This window comes from Actinoplanes derwentensis, from assembly GCF_900104725.1.
Classification (GTDB): Bacteria; Actinomycetota; Actinomycetes; order Mycobacteriales; family Micromonosporaceae; genus Actinoplanes; species Actinoplanes derwentensis.
In genome coordinates, this window is record NZ_LT629758.1 from 7,225,204 (window position 1) to 7,243,840 (window position 18,637).

The window sequence follows — 18,637 nt, forward strand, 5'->3', positions numbered from 1 at the left end:
GTCACACCTCCTTCGAATCGGGCTCGGCGCCGACTGCGGCCGGGGCACGTTCGGCCACGGCTCGGCGGGCTCGAGGGCTCGGCGGGACCTGCAGGTCCATCGGCGGGACCGGGAAACTGCCCGGCGGCCGCTGATGCAGCTCCTCCTCGATCGAGAGCTGTTTCGGCTTCTTCGGTGTCGGCCAGCCCCAGGCGACGGCCAGGATCAGCACCGCCGCCGCACCCGTGATGACCCAGCGAGTGGTGTCGGAGATCGCGCCGCTGCGGGCGACCTTGATGAAGGCCAGGCAGAGGATCCAGACCAGGTTGACCGGGATCAGCACCTTCCAGCCGAAGCGCATGAACTGGTCGTAGCGCATCCGGGGCAGCGTGGCCCGCAGCCAGATGAAGCCGAAGAGCAGAATCAGCACCTTGCCGAAGAACCAGAGCAGCGGCCAGTAGCCGGAGTTGGCGCCGTCCCAGACCGTGGTGATCGGGGCCGGAGCCCGCCAGCCGCCCAGGAACAGCGTGGTCGCGAACGCCGAGACGGTGATCATGTTGATGTACTCGGCGAGGAAGAAGAGCGCGAACTTGAACGACGAGTACTCGGTGTGGAAGCCGCCGACCAGCTCGGACTCCGCCTCGGGCAGGTCGAACGGGGCACGGTTGGTCTCACCGACCGCCGCGATCAGGTAGATGATGAAGCTCGGCAGAAGCTGCACCGCGTACCACCCGGGGGCGGTCACCTCGAACCCGAAGAACTCCACCGGGCTGCCGTGCGCCTGCGCCTTGACGATCTGCGAGGTGCTCATCGTGCCGGCGGTCATGAACACCGCCACGATGGACAGGCCCATCGCCACCTCGTACGAGATCATCTGGGCACTGGAACGCAGACCACCGAGCAGTGGGTAGGTCGAGCCGGACGCCCAACCGGCGAGCACCACGCCGTAGACCGCCATCGACGAGCAGGCGAGCAGCACCAGCACCGAGACCGGCACGTCGGTGAGCTGCAACGCGGTCTGCTGGCCGAACATGTTGACCACGCCGCCGAACGGGATCACCGAGAACGCGGTGAAGGCCACCGTCGCGGAGATCACCGGGGCGATGAAGTAGACCACCTTGTCGGCGGTCTTCGGGATGATCTCCTCTTTGAACGGCAGTTTGATGCCGTCGGTGAGGCTCTGCAACCAGCCGTTCGGGCCAACCTGGTTGGGGCCCGGCCGGACCGCCATCCGGGCCACGACCTTGCGCTCGTAAACAATCGTGAACAGCGTCAGGAGCAGCAGCAACACGAACAGGGCGAGCAACTTGACCAGCGAGATCCACCAGACGTCGTTCTCGAACGTCTCCAGAGTCGGATCGACGGCGCCCGCCGTCGCCAGCACAATTCCGTTCATCGAACGACCTCTTCAGCGAGGATCGGGCCGGGGACTCCGGCCGTCAGCTTGACCACCGCACCGGCGGTGACGCCGAGACTGCGCCGCACCGTCGAGCCCGGCGAGTTGGTCGGCAGCCACACCACCCGCGGCGGCAGGTCGGTGATCGCGGCCGGCAGCGTGACCGAACCACGGATCGTGCTGACCGTGACCAGGTCACCGTCGACGACCTGCAGCGACTCGGCGAGGTACTTGCCGATCCGGGCCACCGGCGGCCGGGCGGTGCCGGCCAGGATCTGGTCGCCGTCGAGCAGCGAACCCAGGTCGATCAGCTGGTGCCAGGTGGCGAGAACCGCCTCGTCGGCGGTGGGCTGAGCGGCACGGGCGGCCTCGGCACGCGGCCGGGACGGGCTGGACGTGCTGCCGGGCAGCGAGCCCAGTTCACGCCGGACCGCCTGCACGTCCCCGGTACCCAGGGTGACGTCCAGCAGGTCCGCGAGCGCGTCGAGCACCCGGCCGTCGGTCATCGCGGTGCTCTTCAGCACCGCGCCGAACGATCGGAGCCGGCCTTCCCAGTCCATGTAGGTGCCGGCCTTCTCCACGGCCGGCGCGATCGGCAGCACCACATCGGCCCGCCGGGTCACCGAGGTCTGCCGCATCTCCAGGCTGACCAGGAACGGCACTGCGTCGAGCGCCTCCTCGGCCAGCTTCGGATCGGTCAGGTCGGCCGGGTCGACCCCGCCAACCAGCAGGGCACCCAGGGTGCCGTCGGCGGCCGCCGCGATGATCCGGTCGGTGTCCCGGCCGGGTGTGCCGGACAGCGCACCCGCGTCGGTCTTCCAGGCCAGCGACAGTTCGTTACGGGCCGCCGTGTCGGTGACCGGACGGCCACCGGGCAGCAGGTTCGGCAGGCAACCGGCGTCGATCGCGCCCCGGTCACCGGCCCGGCGCGGCACCCACGCCAGCTTCGCGCCGGTGCGGACGGCCAGGTCGGCCGCCGCGCTGAGCCCGCCCGGCACGGTGGCCAGACGCTCGCCGACGATCAGCAGGGCACCCGGGGCGCTGAGGGCTCCGGCCACCGCGGGATCACTCTGCAGGACGTGGGCCTCGTCGCCTGGGACGGCCGCGACCAGCACGGCGCCGACCTTTTCCAGACCCCGGCTGAGGTACGACGAGACCGCGGTCACCGTGAGCTTGCGCCGGACATGGGCCTTGCGCAGACGCAGGAAGAGAATCGGTGACTCCTCCTCCGGCTCGATGCCCACGAGCACCACCGACGGAGCGTTCTCGACCTGCTCGTACGTCACTCCGGTGGCCCCGGCGACCACAGCGGCCAGGAAGTCGGCCTCCTCCGTGGTGGACACCGGCGAGCCGGTCGCCCGGATCGGCCGAGCCCGGAAGTCGACGTCGTTGGTGCCGAGCGCGATGCGGGCGAACTTCGCGTAGGCGTACGCGTCCTCGACCGTCAGCCGGCCACCCGGAAGAACGCCGACACCACGGTCCTTCGCGGCCCGCAGACCCTCCGCCGCCGTGAACAGCGCCTCACTCCAGGAGGCTTCACGCAGCTCACCGGTGGCCGCGTCCCGGACCAGCGGCGTCATGACACGGTCGTTGGCGGTGGCGTACCGGAAGCCCCAGCGGCCCTTGTCGCAGTTCCACTCCTCGTTCACCGCCGGGTCGTCACCGGCGAGCCGGCGCAGCACCTTCCCGCGCCGGTGGTCGGTGCGCTGCGAGCAGCCGGAGGCGCAGTGCTCGCAGGCGCTCGGTGTGGAGACCAGGTCGAACGGGCGGGCCCGGAACCGGTACTGCTCGCCGGTCAGCGCGCCGACCGGGCAGATCTGGATGGTGTTGCCGGAGAAGTACGAGTTGAAGGCGACGTCGCCCTCGCCCTCTCCCACCTGGCCGTCGCCGGTCCCCGTACCGCCGAAGAAGTCGTCTCGGTAGACGTTGATCTGCTCCCCGGACGAACGGTCCATCAGGTCGATGAACTTGTCGCCGGCGATCTCCTCGGAGAACCGGGTGCACCGCTGGCAGAGCACGCAGCGTTCCCGGTCCAGCAGCACCTGGCTGGAGATGTGGATCGGTTTCTCGTACTCCCGCTTCTCCTCCTTGAACCGGGACTCGGCACGGCCGGTGCTCATCGCCTGGTTCTGCAGCGGGCACTCACCGCCCTTGTCACAGGTCGGGCAGTCGAGCGGGTGGTTGATCAGCAGCAGCTCCATCACACCGGCCTGCGCCTTCGCGGCCACCGGCGAACTGAGATGGGTCTTCACCACCATGCCCTCGGCCACCGTCTGGGTGCAGGAGGCGATCGGCTTGCGCTGGCCCTCCACCTCGACGAGGCACTGCCGGCAGGCGCCGGCCGGGGCGAGCAGCGGGTGGTCGCAGAACCGCGGGATGGCGGTTCCCATCCGCTCGGCGACCCGGATCAGCAGCTCGCCCTTCTCCGCAGTGACCTCGACCCCGTCGATGGTGAGCTTGACGGTGTCGGTTCTCTTTTCCACGTCAGTCATCAGTGCGCTCCTACGAGGGACTTCTCGGAGAGCCGCGGCGCGGTGCGGCCCTCGATGTAACCGAGGTAGTCGTCCCGGAACCACTTGAGCGTCGAGATGACCGGTGTCGCGGCGCCGTCACCGAGGCCGCAGAAGGACCGGCCGAAGACGTTGTCCGCGGTGTCCTGCAGCGTGTCCAGGTCGGCGACGGTGCCGTGCCCGGCGAGGATCCGCCGGTAGGTGCGGACCATCCAGTAGTTGCCCTCACGGCACGGGGTGCACTTGCCACACGACTCGTGGTGGTAGAACTCCAGCCACCGCCACGTGTTGTAGACCGGGCAGTCCTGGTCCGAGAAGATCTGCATCGCCGTGGTGCCGAGGATCGACCCGGCCGCCGCGACACCTTCGAAGTCCATCGCGGTGTCGATGTGCTCGGCGGTCAGCAGCGGCGTCGACGATCCGCCCGGCGTCCAGAACTTCAGCTCGTGCCCCGGCTGCATCCCCCCGGCCAGCTCGATCAGCTCGCGCAGGGTGATGCCGAGGCCGCACTCGTACTGGCCCGGGTTGACCACCCGGCCGGACAGCGAATAGATCATCGGGCCGGCCGACTTCTCGGTGCCCATGCTCTTCCACCAGTCCGGACCGCCCAGCACGATGTAGGGCACGCTGGCGATGGTCCCGACGTTGTTGACCACGGTCGGGCTGGCGTAGAGCCCGGCGATCGCCGGGAAGGGCGGCCGCAGACGGGGCTGTCCGCGGAACCCTTCCAGGGAGTCGAGGAGCGCGGTCTCCTCACCGCAGATGTACGCGCCCGCACCGCTGTGCACGACCAGGTCCAGGTTGAAGCCGGAGCCGAGGATGTTCTTTCCGAGATAACCCTTGGCGTACGCCTCCTGCACCGCGTTACGCAGCCGCCGGGCCGCGTGCACCGCCTCACCACGGATGTAGATGAACGCCCGCTCGGCCCGGATCGCGTAGGAGGCGATGATCGCGCCTTCCACCAGCGAGTGCGGGTCGTAGGTCATCAGCGGCAGGTCCTTGCAGGTGCCCGGCTCGCCCTCGTCGGCGTTGATCACCAGGTAGTGCGGCTTGCCGTCACCCTGCGGGATGAAGCCCCACTTGAGCCCGGTCGGGAACCCGGCGCCGCCGCGGCCGCGCAGTCCGGAGTCCTTGACCAGCTGGATCAGGTCGTCCGGGTGCACGTCGAGCGCCTTGCGCAGTGCGAGGTATCCGTCCAGCCGCTCGTAGACACCGATCTGCCAGGCGTCCGGCGACAGCCAGCGCTTGGTCAGGACCGGGGTGAGCTTCTGCAGGACCTCCTGCCGTGGCTGGGTCATTTTGTACCCTCCTTGCCGCTCGGGCGGCTGTCACCAGCGGGCTTGGCATCGGAGGCCGGCTTGTTCGCGGCCACTCCGGCTGCCTCGGCGGGGTTGGCGACCTCGTCCTTGGGCAGCGGCTTGGTCTTGGTGATCGGAGTGTCCGGATCGAACCCGGCCACCGCGACACCGTGCTCCTGGGCGAGCCGCACCCCGCGCAGGGTCGGTGCACCGGCCACCCCGTCGCCGACCGCGCCGTCCCGGGGGTCGGCGAAGCCGGCGAGCTGGAACTGCATGTCCTTCAGCGAGCAGATCCGGGCGCCGCGCGCCGGGGTCGGCCGCTGGTCCTGGCGCAGGCTCTCCACCAGCTCGACCGCGTTCTCCGGCGTGGCCTGGTCGACGGTGAAGTCGTAGTTGACCGTCACCACCGGCGCGTAGTCGCAGGCGGCGAGGCACTCCGCGTGCTCCAGCGTGATCTTGCCGTCGGCCGAGGTCTCGCCGTGACCGATGCCGAGGTGCTCGACCAGTCCGTCGTACACCTCCTGGCCGCCCATGACGTTGCAGAGGGTGTTGGTGCAGACGCTGACCAGGTATTCGCCGGTAGGCCGGCGCTTGTACATGGTGTAGAAGGTCGCGACCGCCCCGACCTGGGCCTTGTTGATGCCGAGCAGGTCGGCGCAGAACGCCACCCCACCCGGGCTGACGAAGCCCTCCTCGGTCTGCACCAGATGCAGCAGCGGCAGCAGCGCGGAGCGCTCACGACCGGCCGGGTACCGGGCCAGGATCTCCCGGGCCGGTTCGAGGAGCTTGGCCGCCAGCGGTTCGGCGGCCGGCGAGAAGTCCACCGTTGTCATCGGTCACACCCACCCATCACGGGATCCAGCGAGGCGCCGCCGGCGATCACGTCGGCCAGCAGGGCGCCCTCGGCCATCGCGGGGATGGCCTGGAGGTTCACGAAGCTCGGCTCGCGGTAGTGCACCCGATAGGGCTGGGTTCCACCGTCGGAGACCGCGTGTACGCCGAGCTCGCCACGCGGGTGCTCGATGGCGACATAGACTTGACCAGGCGGAACCCGGAAGCCCTCGGTCACCAGCTTGAAGTGGTGGATCAGCGACTCCATCGACTGACCCATGATCTTCGCGACGTGTTCGAGGGAGTTGCCGAGACCGTCGGTGCCGATCGCGAGCTGCGCCGGCCAGGCGATCTTCTTGTCCTCGATCCAGATCGGCCCGGGTTTGAGCCGGTCCAGGGCCTGCTCGACGATCTTCAGCGATTCCCGGATCTCCGCCATCCGGACCAGGTAACGGCCCCAGACGTCGGCGGTGGTCGCGGTGGGCACATCGAACTCGTAGTTCTCGTAACCGCAGTACGGCATCGTCTTGCGCAGGTCCCACGGCAGGCCGGCCGAGCGCAGCACCGGGCCGGTGATCCCGAGCGCCAGGCACCCGGTCACGTCCAGCACCGCGACACCCTGGGTCCGCTGCTGCCAGATGATCTGGCCGGACAGCATCGCCTCATATTCCTTGAGCTTCTTCGGCAGGTAGACCAGGAAGTCGCGGATCTTGCGAACCGCGGACTCCGGCAGGTCCTGCGCGAGGCCGCCCGGGCGGATGTAGCCGTTGTTCATCCGCAGGCCGGAGGTCTCCTCGAAGATGTCGAGGATGTACTCCCGCTCGCGGAAGCCGTACAGCATCATCGAGATGGCGCCCAGCTCCATGCCCGTGGTCGCGAGCCAGACCAGGTGCGAGGCGATCCGCTGCAGTTCCATGAAGAGCACCCGGATGGTGTTCGTCCGCTCAGTGATCTGATCGGTGATGCCGAGGAGCTTCTCCACCGCGAGGCAGTACGCCGTCTCGTTGGACATGTTGGCGAGATAGTCCATCCGGGTCACGAAGGTGACGCCCTGGGTCCAGTTGCGGTACTCCAGGTTCTTCTCGATCCCGGTGTGCAGGTAACCGATGACCGGGCGGACCTCGGTCACCGTCTCGCCCTCGAGTTCCAGCACCAGCCGGAGCACCCCGTGGGTGGACGGGTGCTGCGGGCCCATGTTGACGACGATCTTCTCGTTGCTGAGCGGATCGACGCTGGAGGTGATGGTGTCCCAGTCGCCGCCGGTGACCGTGAAGACCCGGCCCTCGGTCGTCTCGCGCTCGGTCGCGTACTCAGATGTGGTCACTGGTAGACCCTCCGCTGGTCGGGAGGCGGAATCGAGGCGCCCTTGTACTCGACGGGCACGCCGCCGAGCGGGTAGTCCTTGCGCTGGGGGTGGCCCTCCCAGTCGTCCGGCATGAGGATCCGCGTCAGGTTCGGGTGGCCGGCGAAGACGACGCCGAACATGTCGTAGGCCTCGCGCTCCTGCCAGTCCGCGGTCGGGTAGATCCGGGTGACGCTCGGAACGGTGACCCCGTCGGCGACCGAGACCTCCAGGCGTACCCGGCGGCGATAGGTCATCGAAGTCAATTGATAAGCGACATGGAAACGGCGCTCGTCGGAGGCCAGATAGTCGACGACATCGACCGAGGAGCACAACTCGAAGCGCAGGGAGGCGTCGTCACGCATTACCTGACACACCTCAGCGATGTGTTCAGGGCGTACGTGAAGTGTGAGTTCCGCCCTATCCACGACCACTTTCTCGATTGCTTCGGCAATGGCCGGATAAGCTTCCTCAAGCGCGTCGTAGACGTCGTCGAAATACCCGCCGTAGGGCCGCGGGCTGTCAAAAGCAGCAGGTCTCGGGCGGGTCAGACGACCGAAGCCGGAGACATCTCCGGTGCCCTTGACGCCGAACATGCCCTTATCCGGGGTGGTCGGCGCCTGCACTTCAGGACCCTTCGGAACGCTACCCTCGGTTCCGGCTTGAATACTCATTTGTGAACCTCCCGCAAATGCGGCTGGAGTTTCATCCAGTTCTCGATCCGCAATTGCTCTTCGCGTCCCTCTTTCACGGCCTGAGTCCATTCCGCGCGGCGGACCTTGTCCACGCGGTAGGACGACGGCATGGCTCCCGGCGCGACGATCGGAACTCGGCCCTCGGCCTGCCGAGCTTCGAGCATCTTTCGGCCGTTGGGACCGAGTGGTGCCGCCATGACCTTCTCGCGCATCTTGAGGATCGCGTCGATCAGCATCTCGGGTCGAGGCGGACAACCGGGTAGGTAGATGTCGACCGGAACGATGTGGTCGACGCCTTGAACGATGGCGTAGTTGTTGAACATGCCGCCGGACGAGGCACAGACGCCCATCGAGATCACCGAGCGCGGCTCGGGCATCTGGTCGTAGATCTGCCGGACCACCGGAGCCATCTTCTGGCTGACCCGGCCGGCCACGATCATCAGGTCGGCCTGTCGAGGCGAGGCGCGGAAGACCTCCATGCCCCACCGGCCCAGGTCATAGTGCGGGCCGCCGGAGGCCATCATTTCGATGGCACAGCAGGCGAGACCGAAGGTGGCGCCCCAGAAGGATGACTTCCGGGCGTAGTTGGAGAGTTTCTCCACGCTCGTCAGCAGGATGCCGGCCGGGAGTTTCTCTTCGATTCCCATGTCGCATCAGTCCCAGTTCAGGCCGCCACGTCGCCACACGTACGCGTAGGCGATGAAGACGGTGAGGATGAAGAGGACCATCTCCACGAACCCGAAGAGGCCGAGCGCGTCGAACGACACGGCCCACGGGTAGAGGAAGATCGTCTCGATGTCGAAGATGATGAAGAGCATCGCGGTGAGGTAGAACTTCACCGGGAATCGCCCGCCACCGATCGGTTGCGGCGCCGGCTCGATCCCGCACTCATAGGCGTCGAGCTTCGCGCGGTTGAAGCGCTTGGGCCCGACGATGGGCGCGATGGACACCGAGAACAACGCGAACAGGGCGCCTAAAATCAGCAACCCGACGATCGGGACATAAGGGTTGATCGTCATGTCTACTCCCGTACGACTGTTAGCCGCTTCACACTAGTTAATGTGGTTTTGCAGTCCTTTGGTCGGGGTACCCTTTTCGTCCAGATTCAGACGGAGGGCGCCACCTTGGTCAGGCCGTTGATGATGCGATCCATGGCGTCGCCACCCCGGGGGTCGGTGAGGTTGGCCAGGAGTTTGAGGACGAACTTCATGAGCAGCGGCTGAGGCATGCCGTACTTGGTGGCGACCCGCATGATCTGCGGATTGCCGATCAGCTTCACGAAGATCCCACCGATCCGGTAATAACCACCGAACCGGAGACTCAATTCGGCGGGGTACGCCTGGAGCGCGCGCTCGCGCTCGGGACCCGCGGGACGGGCCAGCGCCTGCACGGCCACCTCGGCCGCCATCTCGCCGGACTCCATCGCGTACGCGATGCCCTCGCCGTTCATCGGATTGACCATGCCGCCGGAGTCGCCGACCAGCATCACACCGCGGGTGTAGTGCGGCACCCGGTTGAAGCCCATCGGGAGTGCGGCACCCAGCGTGGGACCGTCCGCGTTGGCCTCGTCACGCAGCCCCCACTCCTCGGGGGTGCTGCCCAGCCAGTCGGTCAGCAGGTTCCGGTAGTTCGTCTTGCCGAAGGCGTCCGACGAGTTCAGGATGCCCAGCCCGACGTTGACCCGGCCGTCACCGAGCCCGAAGATCCACCCGTAACCGGGGAGGAGCCGGCCCGGGTCCTGCGCGCTGCGCAGCTCCAGCCAGGACTCCAGGTAGTCGTCATCGGCCTTGACCGCCGAGTGGTAGTAGCGCCGGACCGCAACACCGAGCGGCCGGTCGTCACGCTTGGCCAGGCCGAGAGCCAGCGGGAACTTGCCGGAGACGCCGTCCGCGGAGATCACCAGCGGGGCCAGGAACCGGACCGGCTCCTTGTCCGCGCCGATCTTGGCCTCGACACCGGTCACGTATCCGTCGTCGTTCAGGATCGGCCCGGTGACGTTGACTCCGGTGCGCAGCAGCGCGCCCGCCTCGACCGCCTGCCTGGCCAGCAGGTCGTCGAAGTCCATCCGGGTCCGGACCAGGCCGTAGTTCGGGAAGCTGGCGAGCTCGGGCCAGTCCAGTTCCAGCCGAACGCCGCCGCCGATCACGCGCAGGCCCTTATTTTGGAGCCAGCCCGCCTTCTCCGAGGTGTCGATGCCCATCCGAACGAGCTGGCGCACCGCGCGGGGCGTGAGCCCGTCGCCGCAGACCTTCTCGCGGGGAAACTCGGTCTTCTCCAGCAGCAGCACCCGCACACCATGACGAGCCAGGTGATAGGCGGCCGCTGAACCGCCCGGGCCGGCACCGACCACGATCACGTCTGCCTCGTCACCGACGGGCCCACTAGCTACGTGGTCGCTCACGGTCCAACCTCCGTCTCGCCGGACGCTCGTGAATTAGTTCACAAGCATGCCTCGATCGGAGTGTATGCCGACAATCGAAGATCTTTGCGCTTAGGTTCGCCTAATTGTTTCGACAGGACTAACGGCCCTGCTCAGGTGCCCGAAGGACGCGGTCCGCCACGCCGAGTGCCGGACCGTCAAGGTGCTGCCGGATCGTTCCGCCCATCGCCTGGTCGAGCGCCACGATCAATCCCTCCACCAGGTCCTGCGCAAGATCGGGGTCCTCGGCTGCGACCATCCGGAGCCGGCTGGCCAGCTCCATGGCGCGGCGCTCATCCGCTTCCCCCTCGTCGATCGCGAGGTCGATGTCCGTGTCGTCGAGCTGCCCGATATCAGTCATGAATCGAGCTAAACAGTGCTTTTGGTCGCTTGTCGGCGTTTTTAGACTCTCGTAGCCCGATGGAGGGCCACGATTCCGCCGGTGAGGTTCCGCCAGCCCACCCGATCCCACTCCCCGGAGCCCGCGATCACGTCGGCCAGACCCTGCTGATCCGGCCAGGCCCGGATGGACTCGATCAGATAGACGTACGCCTCCGGGTTGCTCGCCACCGCCCGCGCCACCCCCGGCAGGGACCGCATCAGGTACTGCAGGTACAGCGTGCGGAAGGCCTTATTGGTCGGGTGACTGAATTCGCACACCACCAGCCGGCCGCCCGGACGGGTCACCCGAGCGAACTCACGCAGCGCAGCGGTGGTGTCGACGACATTACGCAGAGCGAGCGAGATGGTGACCGCGTCGAAGGTGTTGTCCGCGAACGGCAGCTTCAGCGCATCCCCGGCGAGCAACGGCACCTCGGCCCGAACCTGACGACCCGCCCGCAGCATCCCCACCGAGATGTCCGCGCCGACGGCGAACGCCCCGGACCGGGCCAGCTCCTCGGTGGAGACCCCGGTGCCGGCCCCCACGTCCAGGACCCGCTCCCCCGGCCGGAGCCCGAGCGCGGCCCGGGTTGCGCGGCGCCAGCCACGGTCCTGCCCGAAGGAGATCACGGTGTTGGTCAGGTCGTACCGATGGGCCACGCCGTCGAACATCTCGGCGACCTCATGCGGCTGCTTGTCCAGGTCTGCGCGTGTCACGCTCCCGATCGTCCCACCCGGGACGCCAAACAGCGCGGGCGGGATGGTTTCCCATCCCGCCCGCGCCTTGTGCGTTATATATACGACCGCCATCGGTCGGGTCCGACTGCTCGTCACCGGGCGCTGACCGCGACCTGCGACGTATCTGAGTTACCAAGGCCTTACACAGGCAACGTAACCAGCGGGAACGAGTCGGTACAGCCAACCGGCGGGCTCGTTACGAAGGAGCAACCCGCCCTCACCGATCTGACGATCCGAACCTGTCCGAACGGACTACTACCACCCCCCGAAGGGGCCACTCCTAGCTGGTCTGCACCAGAGGAAGGGCCTTACGAACGCCACCGCCCGGCAGCGCGATCGAGGAGAAGTGCGAGACCACCCGGTCGTCGGTGGGGTCGTCAGCCGGCGTGAGGTGCACGGCCAAGTGCTTGTACCAGGTGTCGCGCCACGCCGGGATGCGGTCCGCGGTGCGGATCATGGTGATCAGCTCCTGGAGGTTCGACCGGTGCTTGGCTCCGGCTGAGGAGATCACGTTCTCCTCCAGCATGATCGAGCCCAGATCGTCGACACCCATGTGCAGTGAGAGCTGGCCGATGTCCTTACCCGTGGTCAGCCAGGACGCCTGCAGGTGGGAAATGTTGTCGAAGAAGAGCCGGGAGACCGCGATGAACCGCAGGTACTCCATCGTCGTGGCCTGGGTGCGGCCCTTCAGATGGTTGTTCTCCGCCTGGTACGTCCACGGGATGAAGGCCCGGAAGCCGCCGACCTCGTGCGACTGCTCGACCGCGACGTCGGAGTAGCCGTTCGCCACGGCCAGGTCCTGCACATCTCGGATCATCCGGATGTGCTCGATGCGCTCGAAGTTCGTCTCGCCCGTGCCCATCATCATGGTCGCGGTGGAGGACAGGCCGTGCCGGTGGGCGATCGCCATCACCTCGAGCCAGCGGGCACCGCTCTCCTTGAGCGGCGCGATCGCCTTCCGCGGCCGGTCCGGCAGCATCTCGGCACCTGCGCCGGCGATCGAGTCCAGGCCGGCGGCCTTGATCCGGATCACCGCGTCCTCGATGGAGACGCCGTCGACCTTGGCCATGTGCAGGATCTCGCTCGGGCCGATCGAGTGGATCGCGAGCTGCGGGAACTCCTGCTTGACCGAGGAGAAGAGGTGCTCGTAGTACGCCACCCCGAAGTCGGGATGGTGGCCGCCCTGAAGCATCACCTGCGTGGCGCCCAGCTCGACCGCCTCACCGGCCCGGTGCAGGATCTCCTCGATCGGGTGCGCCCAGCCCTCCTTGTGCTTGGGAGCACGGAAGAAGGCACAGAACTTGCACGCCGTCACACAGACGTTCGTGTAGTTGATGTTGCGGTCGATCAGGTAAGTGACGATGCCCTCGGGATGACGTCGTCGCCGAACCGCGTCGGCAGCCTCGCCCAGCTCGTGGAACGGGGCCTCGGTGTAGAGGAGCAGGGCCTCCTCGGGCGTGATGCGCCCGCCGTCGGCTCCGCGCTGCAGGATGCTGTCGATCTCCGGATTCGCGGTCACGAACTGAAGCGTACGTCCACCGCGTCCCGGTCGTCAGCGGCGAGGGTCACCCGTCTCGATCAGGGCGGCCAGGCCGTCCAGCACCCGGTTCAGACCGAAGGTGTACGCGTGTCCCGGGTCGTAGGCGGCACCCAGCGCGGCCCCCGCAGCGGCGCCGACCCGGGTCGCCGTGGGATAGCGGTGCTGCTCGAACACCACCTGGAAGATCGGCCCGCGCTCCGCCCACCACTCGAAGTCGGTGTCACCGGCCCGGGTGGCCGCCGCCCGCACCTCCGCCTCGGACCGAGCCTGCGCCTGCACGAATCCGATCAGGAAAGTGAGCGCCGAATCACGCGTCACGTCGTCCAGGCCACAACCGTCGAAGGCGCGTAGCTCGTGCTCGTACTTCGCCATCAGGCCCGGGCCCAGTGGTGGCCGGCTGGCCGGCAGGCTCGCCGCCCACGGATGCTCGCCGTATAGCCGGCGGTTCTCCTCGGCGACTGCGGCCAGCCGCTCCCGCCAGGGGCGGTCCGGGTGGTCGGCGCGGGGCATCGCCAGGTAGAGGCGGTCCAGCATCAGATCCAGCAGGGCGCCCTTGTCGGGGACGTAGGTGTAGAGGGTCATCGGCACCACGCCCAGCTCCTGGGCGACGCGGCGCATCGACACTGCGTCCAGGCCCTCTGCGCCGGCCAGGGTGATTCCGGCCTCCACCACCCGCGTGACGGTCAGTCCTGGGCGGCGGCCGCGCTTGCTCTTCGGTTTCGCGCCCGCCGTCGCGGTCTCCGCCTCCCTCGTGGTCTCCGCGTCCGCTCCCCTCGTGGTCTCCGCGTCCCTCGTGGTTTCCGCCAACCACAGCAGCTCGATGGTTCGGCGTGTCTCGCCCACGGGTGGCACCCCTTTCCTGTACGGCGTATTCTTTACGGCGTACAACTAAACTGCTCCGGGGAGGCACTCCATGCAGATCACCTCGTCCGCCATCTCGCTCACCGTCGACGATGTCCCGGCTTCCAGCAAGTTTCTCGCAGATCACTTCGGCTATGCCGAACGGATGTCGGCTGACGGCTTCACTTCGCTCGGCCGGGAGGACGGCGGTGTCGACGTGGTCTTCCTGCGCCGCGGCATCGAGGTGCTGCCGCCGGAGCTGCGCGCGGTGCACACCGCCGGCACGATCGTCGCCTTCGTCGTCACCGACCTCGACGCCGAGCAGGCCCGGCTGAGGGCGGAGGGTGTCGAGCCGACCCTGCCCATCCGGGAGGAGCCGTGGGGTGAGCGGCTGCTGCTGGTGACCGACCCCAACGGTGTCGTTTATGAGCTGGTCGAGTGGGTCACCACCACGGACTCCTGAGGCTCCGACCAGCGGCCGATAGTCTCGACGAATCGTTCAGGAGGTGGAATTGCTAGTCGTGCACGGTGGTTGGGTGCCGGGGTCCGGGCGCCCGGGCCGGCTGGTCCTCTGGGCAGAGGATCCGGCACTGCCGCTGACCTCTACCTCTCGCGCGAAATCCCGTCCTCACCCGTTCGCCGCCCCGGCCCGAGTCCTCGTCTCGGTTCTCGGGGAAGCGGTCACCGGTGCCACCACTGGATCGGTGCCGGTGGAGCTGCCCGGGACCAGCCGGGGCCCACTGCCGTCACCGGAAAGCGGTGTCGACGCGGTGGCCCGGGGTCTCAAGCTCGGCACCTGGACCGTCCCGGCGCTGTCGGTGCCAGGCGACTCCGCGATGGCGGCTCTCGGGCTGCTAGCCGACCCCGATCCGGACGGTCCGTGGCTGGCCGGGACGTCGCTGCGCTACTTGAGCCTGCTCGCCGGTTACGCCTATGACCTGGCCCGGCGCGGGCGGATGCTGCCGCAGCTGGTGACCGAGGTGGGTGTGCCAGCCGCCCGTTGGCGGCCGGTGCTGACCGGCTCCGACACGGCCGCCTTCAAGGACTTCGCAGCGGGGATGCCACCGGTGGTCCGCGCCGCCGACGGCGGTCAGCCCGTTGGCCGGGCGGTCCGTGACGCACTGGACTCGCTGCTCGACAGCGCCGCCAGGTCGATCCTGCCCGACCGGATCATGGTCGGTCAGCGCCCCGGCCCGAAAGCAGCCCTGCCCGACCGGTGGTTGGGCGCTCTCACCGCCGATCCCGCGCTGCCCGGTGCGGCCGACGCCGATGTCCGTGACCTGCGACAGGCTCTCGACGGTTGGATGCGAGCGGCCAACGAGGCGAACGGACCGATCCGGGTCAGCTTCCGCCTGATCGAGCCACATCCCGAGCCCGATCCCACCCCACCCCAACCGTCGGCACCCTCCCCATCAGCCGCTCTAACCTTGCCGCCCACATCCTCAACGCTGACCTCGCCGTCCGCTTCAACCTCGGCGTTCTCGCCCTCCGCGCCGTCCGCACTAGCCTCACCACTCGCGGTGGCCTCGCCGTCCGCGCTGGTCCCGTCGCCCTCGCTGGCTGCGGCGGATGAATGGGCGCTTGAGTTCGCTCTTCAGTCCGCCGAGGATCCCGGGCTTTATCTGCCCGCCCGCGACCTGTGGGAGGGCGAGCGCTTCCCCGGCCTGCCCCGGCGGCCCGACGAGACGCTGCTCGCCGGTCTCGGCCGGGCTGTGCGGCTCTTTCCGGTGCTGCACGTGGCCCTGTTGGAACAGCGCCCGGCCACGATGCCGCTGAGCACCGGGGAGGCTTACGAATTCCTCCGCCAGACAGCACCGCTGCTGCAAGCGGCCGGGTTCGGGGTGCAGCTTCCGGCGTGGGCCGGCCGTAAAGGGGTGGGTCTCAAGCTGACCGCCCGGTCGAAATCGAAGTCGAAAGCCGGGGCGTCCCGGGCGGTGGCCGACTCCGGGTTCGGTCTGGAGCAACTGGTCGACTTCCGCATCGACCTGGTCATCGGTGACAGCACGGTGAGCGCCGAGGAGCTGGCCGAACTGGCCCGCGCCAAGATTCCGCTGGTCCGGGTGCGCGGCCAGTGGGTGGAACTCGACGACCGGCAGCTCAAGGCGGCTCTCAAAGCGGTCGAGCGTCGACGCGAGGGCGAGCTCACTGCGGGCGAAGTGCTCCGGCAGGTGGTCGACGGTGGTGACGAGGACCTGCCGCTGATCGCGGTGGACGCCGACGGCGATCTGGGGCATCTGCTCTCCGGGCAGGCGGCCGACCGACTGAGTCCACTGCCGACGCCGGACGGGTTCCAGGGGGCTCTCCGGCCGTACCAGGAAAGGGGTTTGTCCTGGTTGCACTTCCTGGGCCGACTCGGGCTGGGCGGGATCCTCGCTGACGACATGGGCCTCGGCAAGACCGCTCAGACCCTGTCCCTGCTGCTGACCGACCAGTCCACGGCACTCGCCAACCAGCCGTCGCCACCGATCGACCACTCCTCGCCGCCTGCTGACGAGTCCTCGCTGCTTGCCGACGAGATCTCGGCGCCTGATGACAAGTCCTCGTTGCCTGCCGGGCGGCTCTCTAAGACGCTGCTGATCTGCCCTATGTCGCTGGTGAGCAACTGGTTCAAGGAGGCCGCGCGGTTCGCGCCCTCTCTGCGGGTCTACGTGCATCACGGCGGCACCCGACGGCGCGGTGACGAATTCGCGGAGGCGGTGGCGGGCGCTGACCTGATTCTCACCACCTACGGGACTGCGCTCCGTGATCTAGAGACATTACGCAGCGTGAATTGGAGCCGGGTCGTCTGCGACGAGGCACAGGCGATCAAGAACAGCGGGACGCGGCAGTCGCAGGCGGTCCGGGCGATCCCCGCGCGGACGAGACTGGCCCTGACCGGTACGCCGGTGGAGAACCACCTCGCCGAACTCTGGTCGATCATGGACTTCTGCAATCCCGGCCTTCTGGGTCCGGCGAAACGGTTCCGCCGCCGTTTCCAGGAGCCGATCGAGAACCGGCAGGACGAGGACGCGACCGCCGCCCTGAAACGGGCCACTGGACCGTTTGTGCTGCGCCGCCTCAAAACCGACAAGAGCATCATCTCGGATCTTCCGGAGAAGAACGAGATGAAGGTGTGGTGCTCGCTCACCCCCGAGCAGGCCACCCTCTACCAGGCCGTGGTCGAGGACATGATGGCCGAGATCGAGAGCACCGAGGGCATTCAGCGCCGGGGCAACGTGCTGGCCGCGATGATGAAGCTCAAGCAGGTCTGTAACCATCCCGCTCACCTGCTCAAGGATGGTTCCCGGCTGCCCGGGCGATCCGGCAAGCTGGCCCGGCTGGAGGAGTTGGCCGACGAGATCATCTCGGACGGGGACAAGGCACTGGTCTTCACGCAGTACGCGGAATGGGGCTCGCTGATGCAGCCCTATCTGGCCGCGCACACCGACCGGCCGGTGCTCTGGTTGCACGGCGGCCTGAGCAAGGCCCGCCGGGACGAACTGGTCGAGCGATTCCAGACCGATGACGAGCCGATGATCTTCTTGCTCTCCCTCAAAGCGGCCGGAACCGGTCTCAACCTGACCGCCGCCAACCACGTCGTCCACTTCGACCGGTGGTGGAATCCGGCGGTCGAGGACCAGGCCACCGACCGCGCGTACCGGATCGGGCAGTCCCGCGATGTGCAGGTCCGTAAGTTCATCTGCATCGGCACGCTGGAGGAGAAGATCGACGCCATGATCGAGCGGAAGAAGGCGCTCGCCTCCGCGGTCGTCGGCACCGGCGAACAGTGGATCACCGATCTGAGCACCGACCAGCTGCGGGAGTTGTTCTCGCTCGACCCGGCGGCGGTGCGCTGATGGTCTTCTTCGAGAGTGCCCGGCCGATCCAGGTCGACGGCGGTCTTGCCGTCCGATCGAAACGCGGCAAGATCGGCGAGCAGTGGTGGTCCCGCCGTTTTGTGGACGTCCTGGAGGAGGTCTGTGACCCGGGACGGCTGTCCCGCGGGCGGGCCTACGCCAGAAAGGGGCAGGTCATCGACTTCGCCCTGACACCAGGGCAGGTACAGGCCCGGGTGCAGGGATCCCGGTCCGCTCCGTACAAGGTCACCGTCAAGATCAGTCACTTCGACGCGGACCAGTGGGCCGGGATCACCGAGCAGCTCGGCGCCCGGGCGCTCTACCGGGCCGCGCTGCTCGCCGGTGAGATGCCGCACGAGATCGTCGACCTCTTCACCGAGCTGGGCCTGCCGCTCTTCCCGGACCGGCTGGACATCGCCTGTTCCTGCCCGGACTGGGGCATTCCCTGCAAACACGGGTCGGCGGTGCTCTACGTGCTGGCTGAGGCGTTCGACGACGACCCGTTCCTGGTGCTGGCCTGGCGCGGGCGCGGCCGGGAGGAACTGCTCGGCGCACTGCGCGGCACCCCGGAACCCGAAGACACCATCGATCCTCTCGCGGTGGAGGACGAACCGCTGGACGCGCGCCTCGCCGACTATTACTCCCCGGCGATCAGTCTGGGCCGGTTGCGGGAGCGGCCACCACGCGGCGCCGCACCACCTGAGCTGCTACTGCGAGCACTGGACGCACCACCGGTGAGGGTGCGGCACGTGCCGCTGGTCGATGTGCTCCGCCCGCACTACCGCGATCTGGCGAACCCCGGGACGGAAGAATGAGCCTCACATCCACCGTC

At 68.0% G+C, this 18,637-nt stretch carries 16 protein-coding genes; 3 read left to right on the forward strand and 13 right to left on the reverse strand.

The genetic code is table 11. The annotated features are described in order from the left end of the window. Position 1 precedes the first annotated feature (1 nt). From nuoH to BLU81_RS31870, 13 genes are all read right to left on the reverse strand, one after another. Positions 2-1,375 carry an NADH-quinone oxidoreductase subunit NuoH gene (nuoH, locus tag BLU81_RS31810; protein WP_092549588.1) on the reverse strand — a complete coding sequence of 458 codons (1,374 nt, stop codon included), beginning with the start codon at positions 1,373-1,375 and terminating at the stop codon, positions 2-4. Then, the gene (locus BLU81_RS31815) at positions 1,372-3,867 is read right to left on the reverse strand and encodes an NADH-quinone oxidoreductase subunit G (protein WP_092549592.1); all 2,496 of its coding nucleotides are present in this window, start codon (positions 3,865-3,867) and stop codon (positions 1,372-1,374) included. The genes nuoH and BLU81_RS31815 overlap by 4 nt, the downstream gene beginning before the upstream one ends. Further along, the gene (gene nuoF / locus BLU81_RS31820; protein ID WP_092549595.1) at positions 3,867-5,183 is read right to left on the reverse strand and encodes an NADH-quinone oxidoreductase subunit NuoF; all 1,317 of its coding nucleotides are present in this window, start codon (positions 5,181-5,183) and stop codon (positions 3,867-3,869) included. The genes BLU81_RS31815 and nuoF overlap by 1 nt, the downstream gene beginning before the upstream one ends. Then, positions 5,180-6,016 (reverse strand): NADH-quinone oxidoreductase subunit NuoE, encoded by an 837-nt coding sequence (nuoE, locus tag BLU81_RS31825; protein WP_092549598.1) that lies wholly within the window; start codon positions 6,014-6,016, stop codon positions 5,180-5,182. Before nuoE ends, nuoF begins: the two co-directional genes overlap by 4 nt. After that, positions 6,013-7,338, reverse strand: a complete 1,326-nt coding sequence (locus BLU81_RS31830; protein ID WP_092549601.1) for an NADH-quinone oxidoreductase subunit D — start codon at positions 7,336-7,338, stop codon at positions 6,013-6,015. Before BLU81_RS31830 ends, nuoE begins: the two co-directional genes overlap by 4 nt. Continuing rightward, complete coding sequence (locus BLU81_RS31835; protein WP_092549604.1) at positions 7,335-8,030, reverse strand: NADH-quinone oxidoreductase subunit C; 696 nt, start codon at positions 8,028-8,030, stop codon at positions 7,335-7,337. Before BLU81_RS31835 ends, BLU81_RS31830 begins: the two co-directional genes overlap by 4 nt. Then, complete coding sequence (locus BLU81_RS31840) at positions 8,027-8,698, reverse strand: NuoB/complex I 20 kDa subunit family protein (RefSeq protein ID WP_092549608.1); 672 nt, start codon at positions 8,696-8,698, stop codon at positions 8,027-8,029. The genes BLU81_RS31835 and BLU81_RS31840 overlap by 4 nt, the downstream gene beginning before the upstream one ends. A 6-nt stretch (positions 8,699-8,704) precedes the next feature. Continuing rightward, entirely contained in the window at positions 8,705-9,070 is a 366-nt protein-coding gene (locus tag BLU81_RS31845; protein WP_203737666.1) for an NADH-quinone oxidoreductase subunit A, read from the reverse strand. A gap of 86 nt (positions 9,071-9,156) precedes the next feature. Beyond that, positions 9,157-10,407, reverse strand: a complete 1,251-nt coding sequence (locus BLU81_RS31850; RefSeq protein WP_407923873.1) for a geranylgeranyl reductase family protein — start codon at positions 10,405-10,407, stop codon at positions 9,157-9,159. 163 nt (positions 10,408-10,570) lie between these two features. Continuing rightward, complete coding sequence (locus BLU81_RS31855) at positions 10,571-10,831, reverse strand: hypothetical protein (protein WP_092549614.1); 261 nt, start codon at positions 10,829-10,831, stop codon at positions 10,571-10,573. Positions 10,832-10,872: 41 nt separating this feature from the next. Next, a complete protein-coding gene (locus tag BLU81_RS31860) occupies positions 10,873-11,568 on the reverse strand; it encodes a demethylmenaquinone methyltransferase (protein WP_269460929.1) in 696 nt (231 codons plus the stop codon). Between the two features lie 301 nt (positions 11,569-11,869). Continuing rightward, positions 11,870-13,108 (reverse strand): cyclic dehypoxanthinyl futalosine synthase, encoded by a 1,239-nt coding sequence (mqnC, locus tag BLU81_RS31865; RefSeq protein WP_092549620.1) that lies wholly within the window; start codon positions 13,106-13,108, stop codon positions 11,870-11,872. Positions 13,109-13,141: 33 nt separating this feature from the next. Beyond that, positions 13,142-13,972, reverse strand: a complete 831-nt coding sequence (locus BLU81_RS31870) for a TetR/AcrR family transcriptional regulator (protein WP_231953608.1) — start codon at positions 13,970-13,972, stop codon at positions 13,142-13,144. Positions 13,973-14,042: 70 nt separating this feature from the next. Between BLU81_RS31870 and BLU81_RS31875 the strand changes: the two genes are divergently transcribed. Genes BLU81_RS31875 through BLU81_RS31890 form a run of 3 tightly spaced genes read left to right on the forward strand, consistent with a single transcriptional unit; the run spans position 14,043 to position 18,620 of the window. Then, positions 14,043-14,432, forward strand: a complete 390-nt coding sequence (locus BLU81_RS31875; protein ID WP_092549623.1) for a VOC family protein — start codon at positions 14,043-14,045, stop codon at positions 14,430-14,432. Between the two features lie 49 nt (positions 14,433-14,481). Continuing rightward, the gene (locus tag BLU81_RS50960; protein ID WP_231954848.1) at positions 14,482-17,805 is read left to right on the forward strand and encodes a DEAD/DEAH box helicase; all 3,324 of its coding nucleotides are present in this window, start codon (positions 14,482-14,484) and stop codon (positions 17,803-17,805) included. After that, entirely contained in the window at positions 17,805-18,620 is an 816-nt protein-coding gene (locus tag BLU81_RS31890) for an SWIM zinc finger family protein (protein ID WP_092549626.1), read from the forward strand. The genes BLU81_RS50960 and BLU81_RS31890 overlap by 1 nt, the downstream gene beginning before the upstream one ends. Positions 18,621-18,637 lie beyond the last annotated feature (17 nt).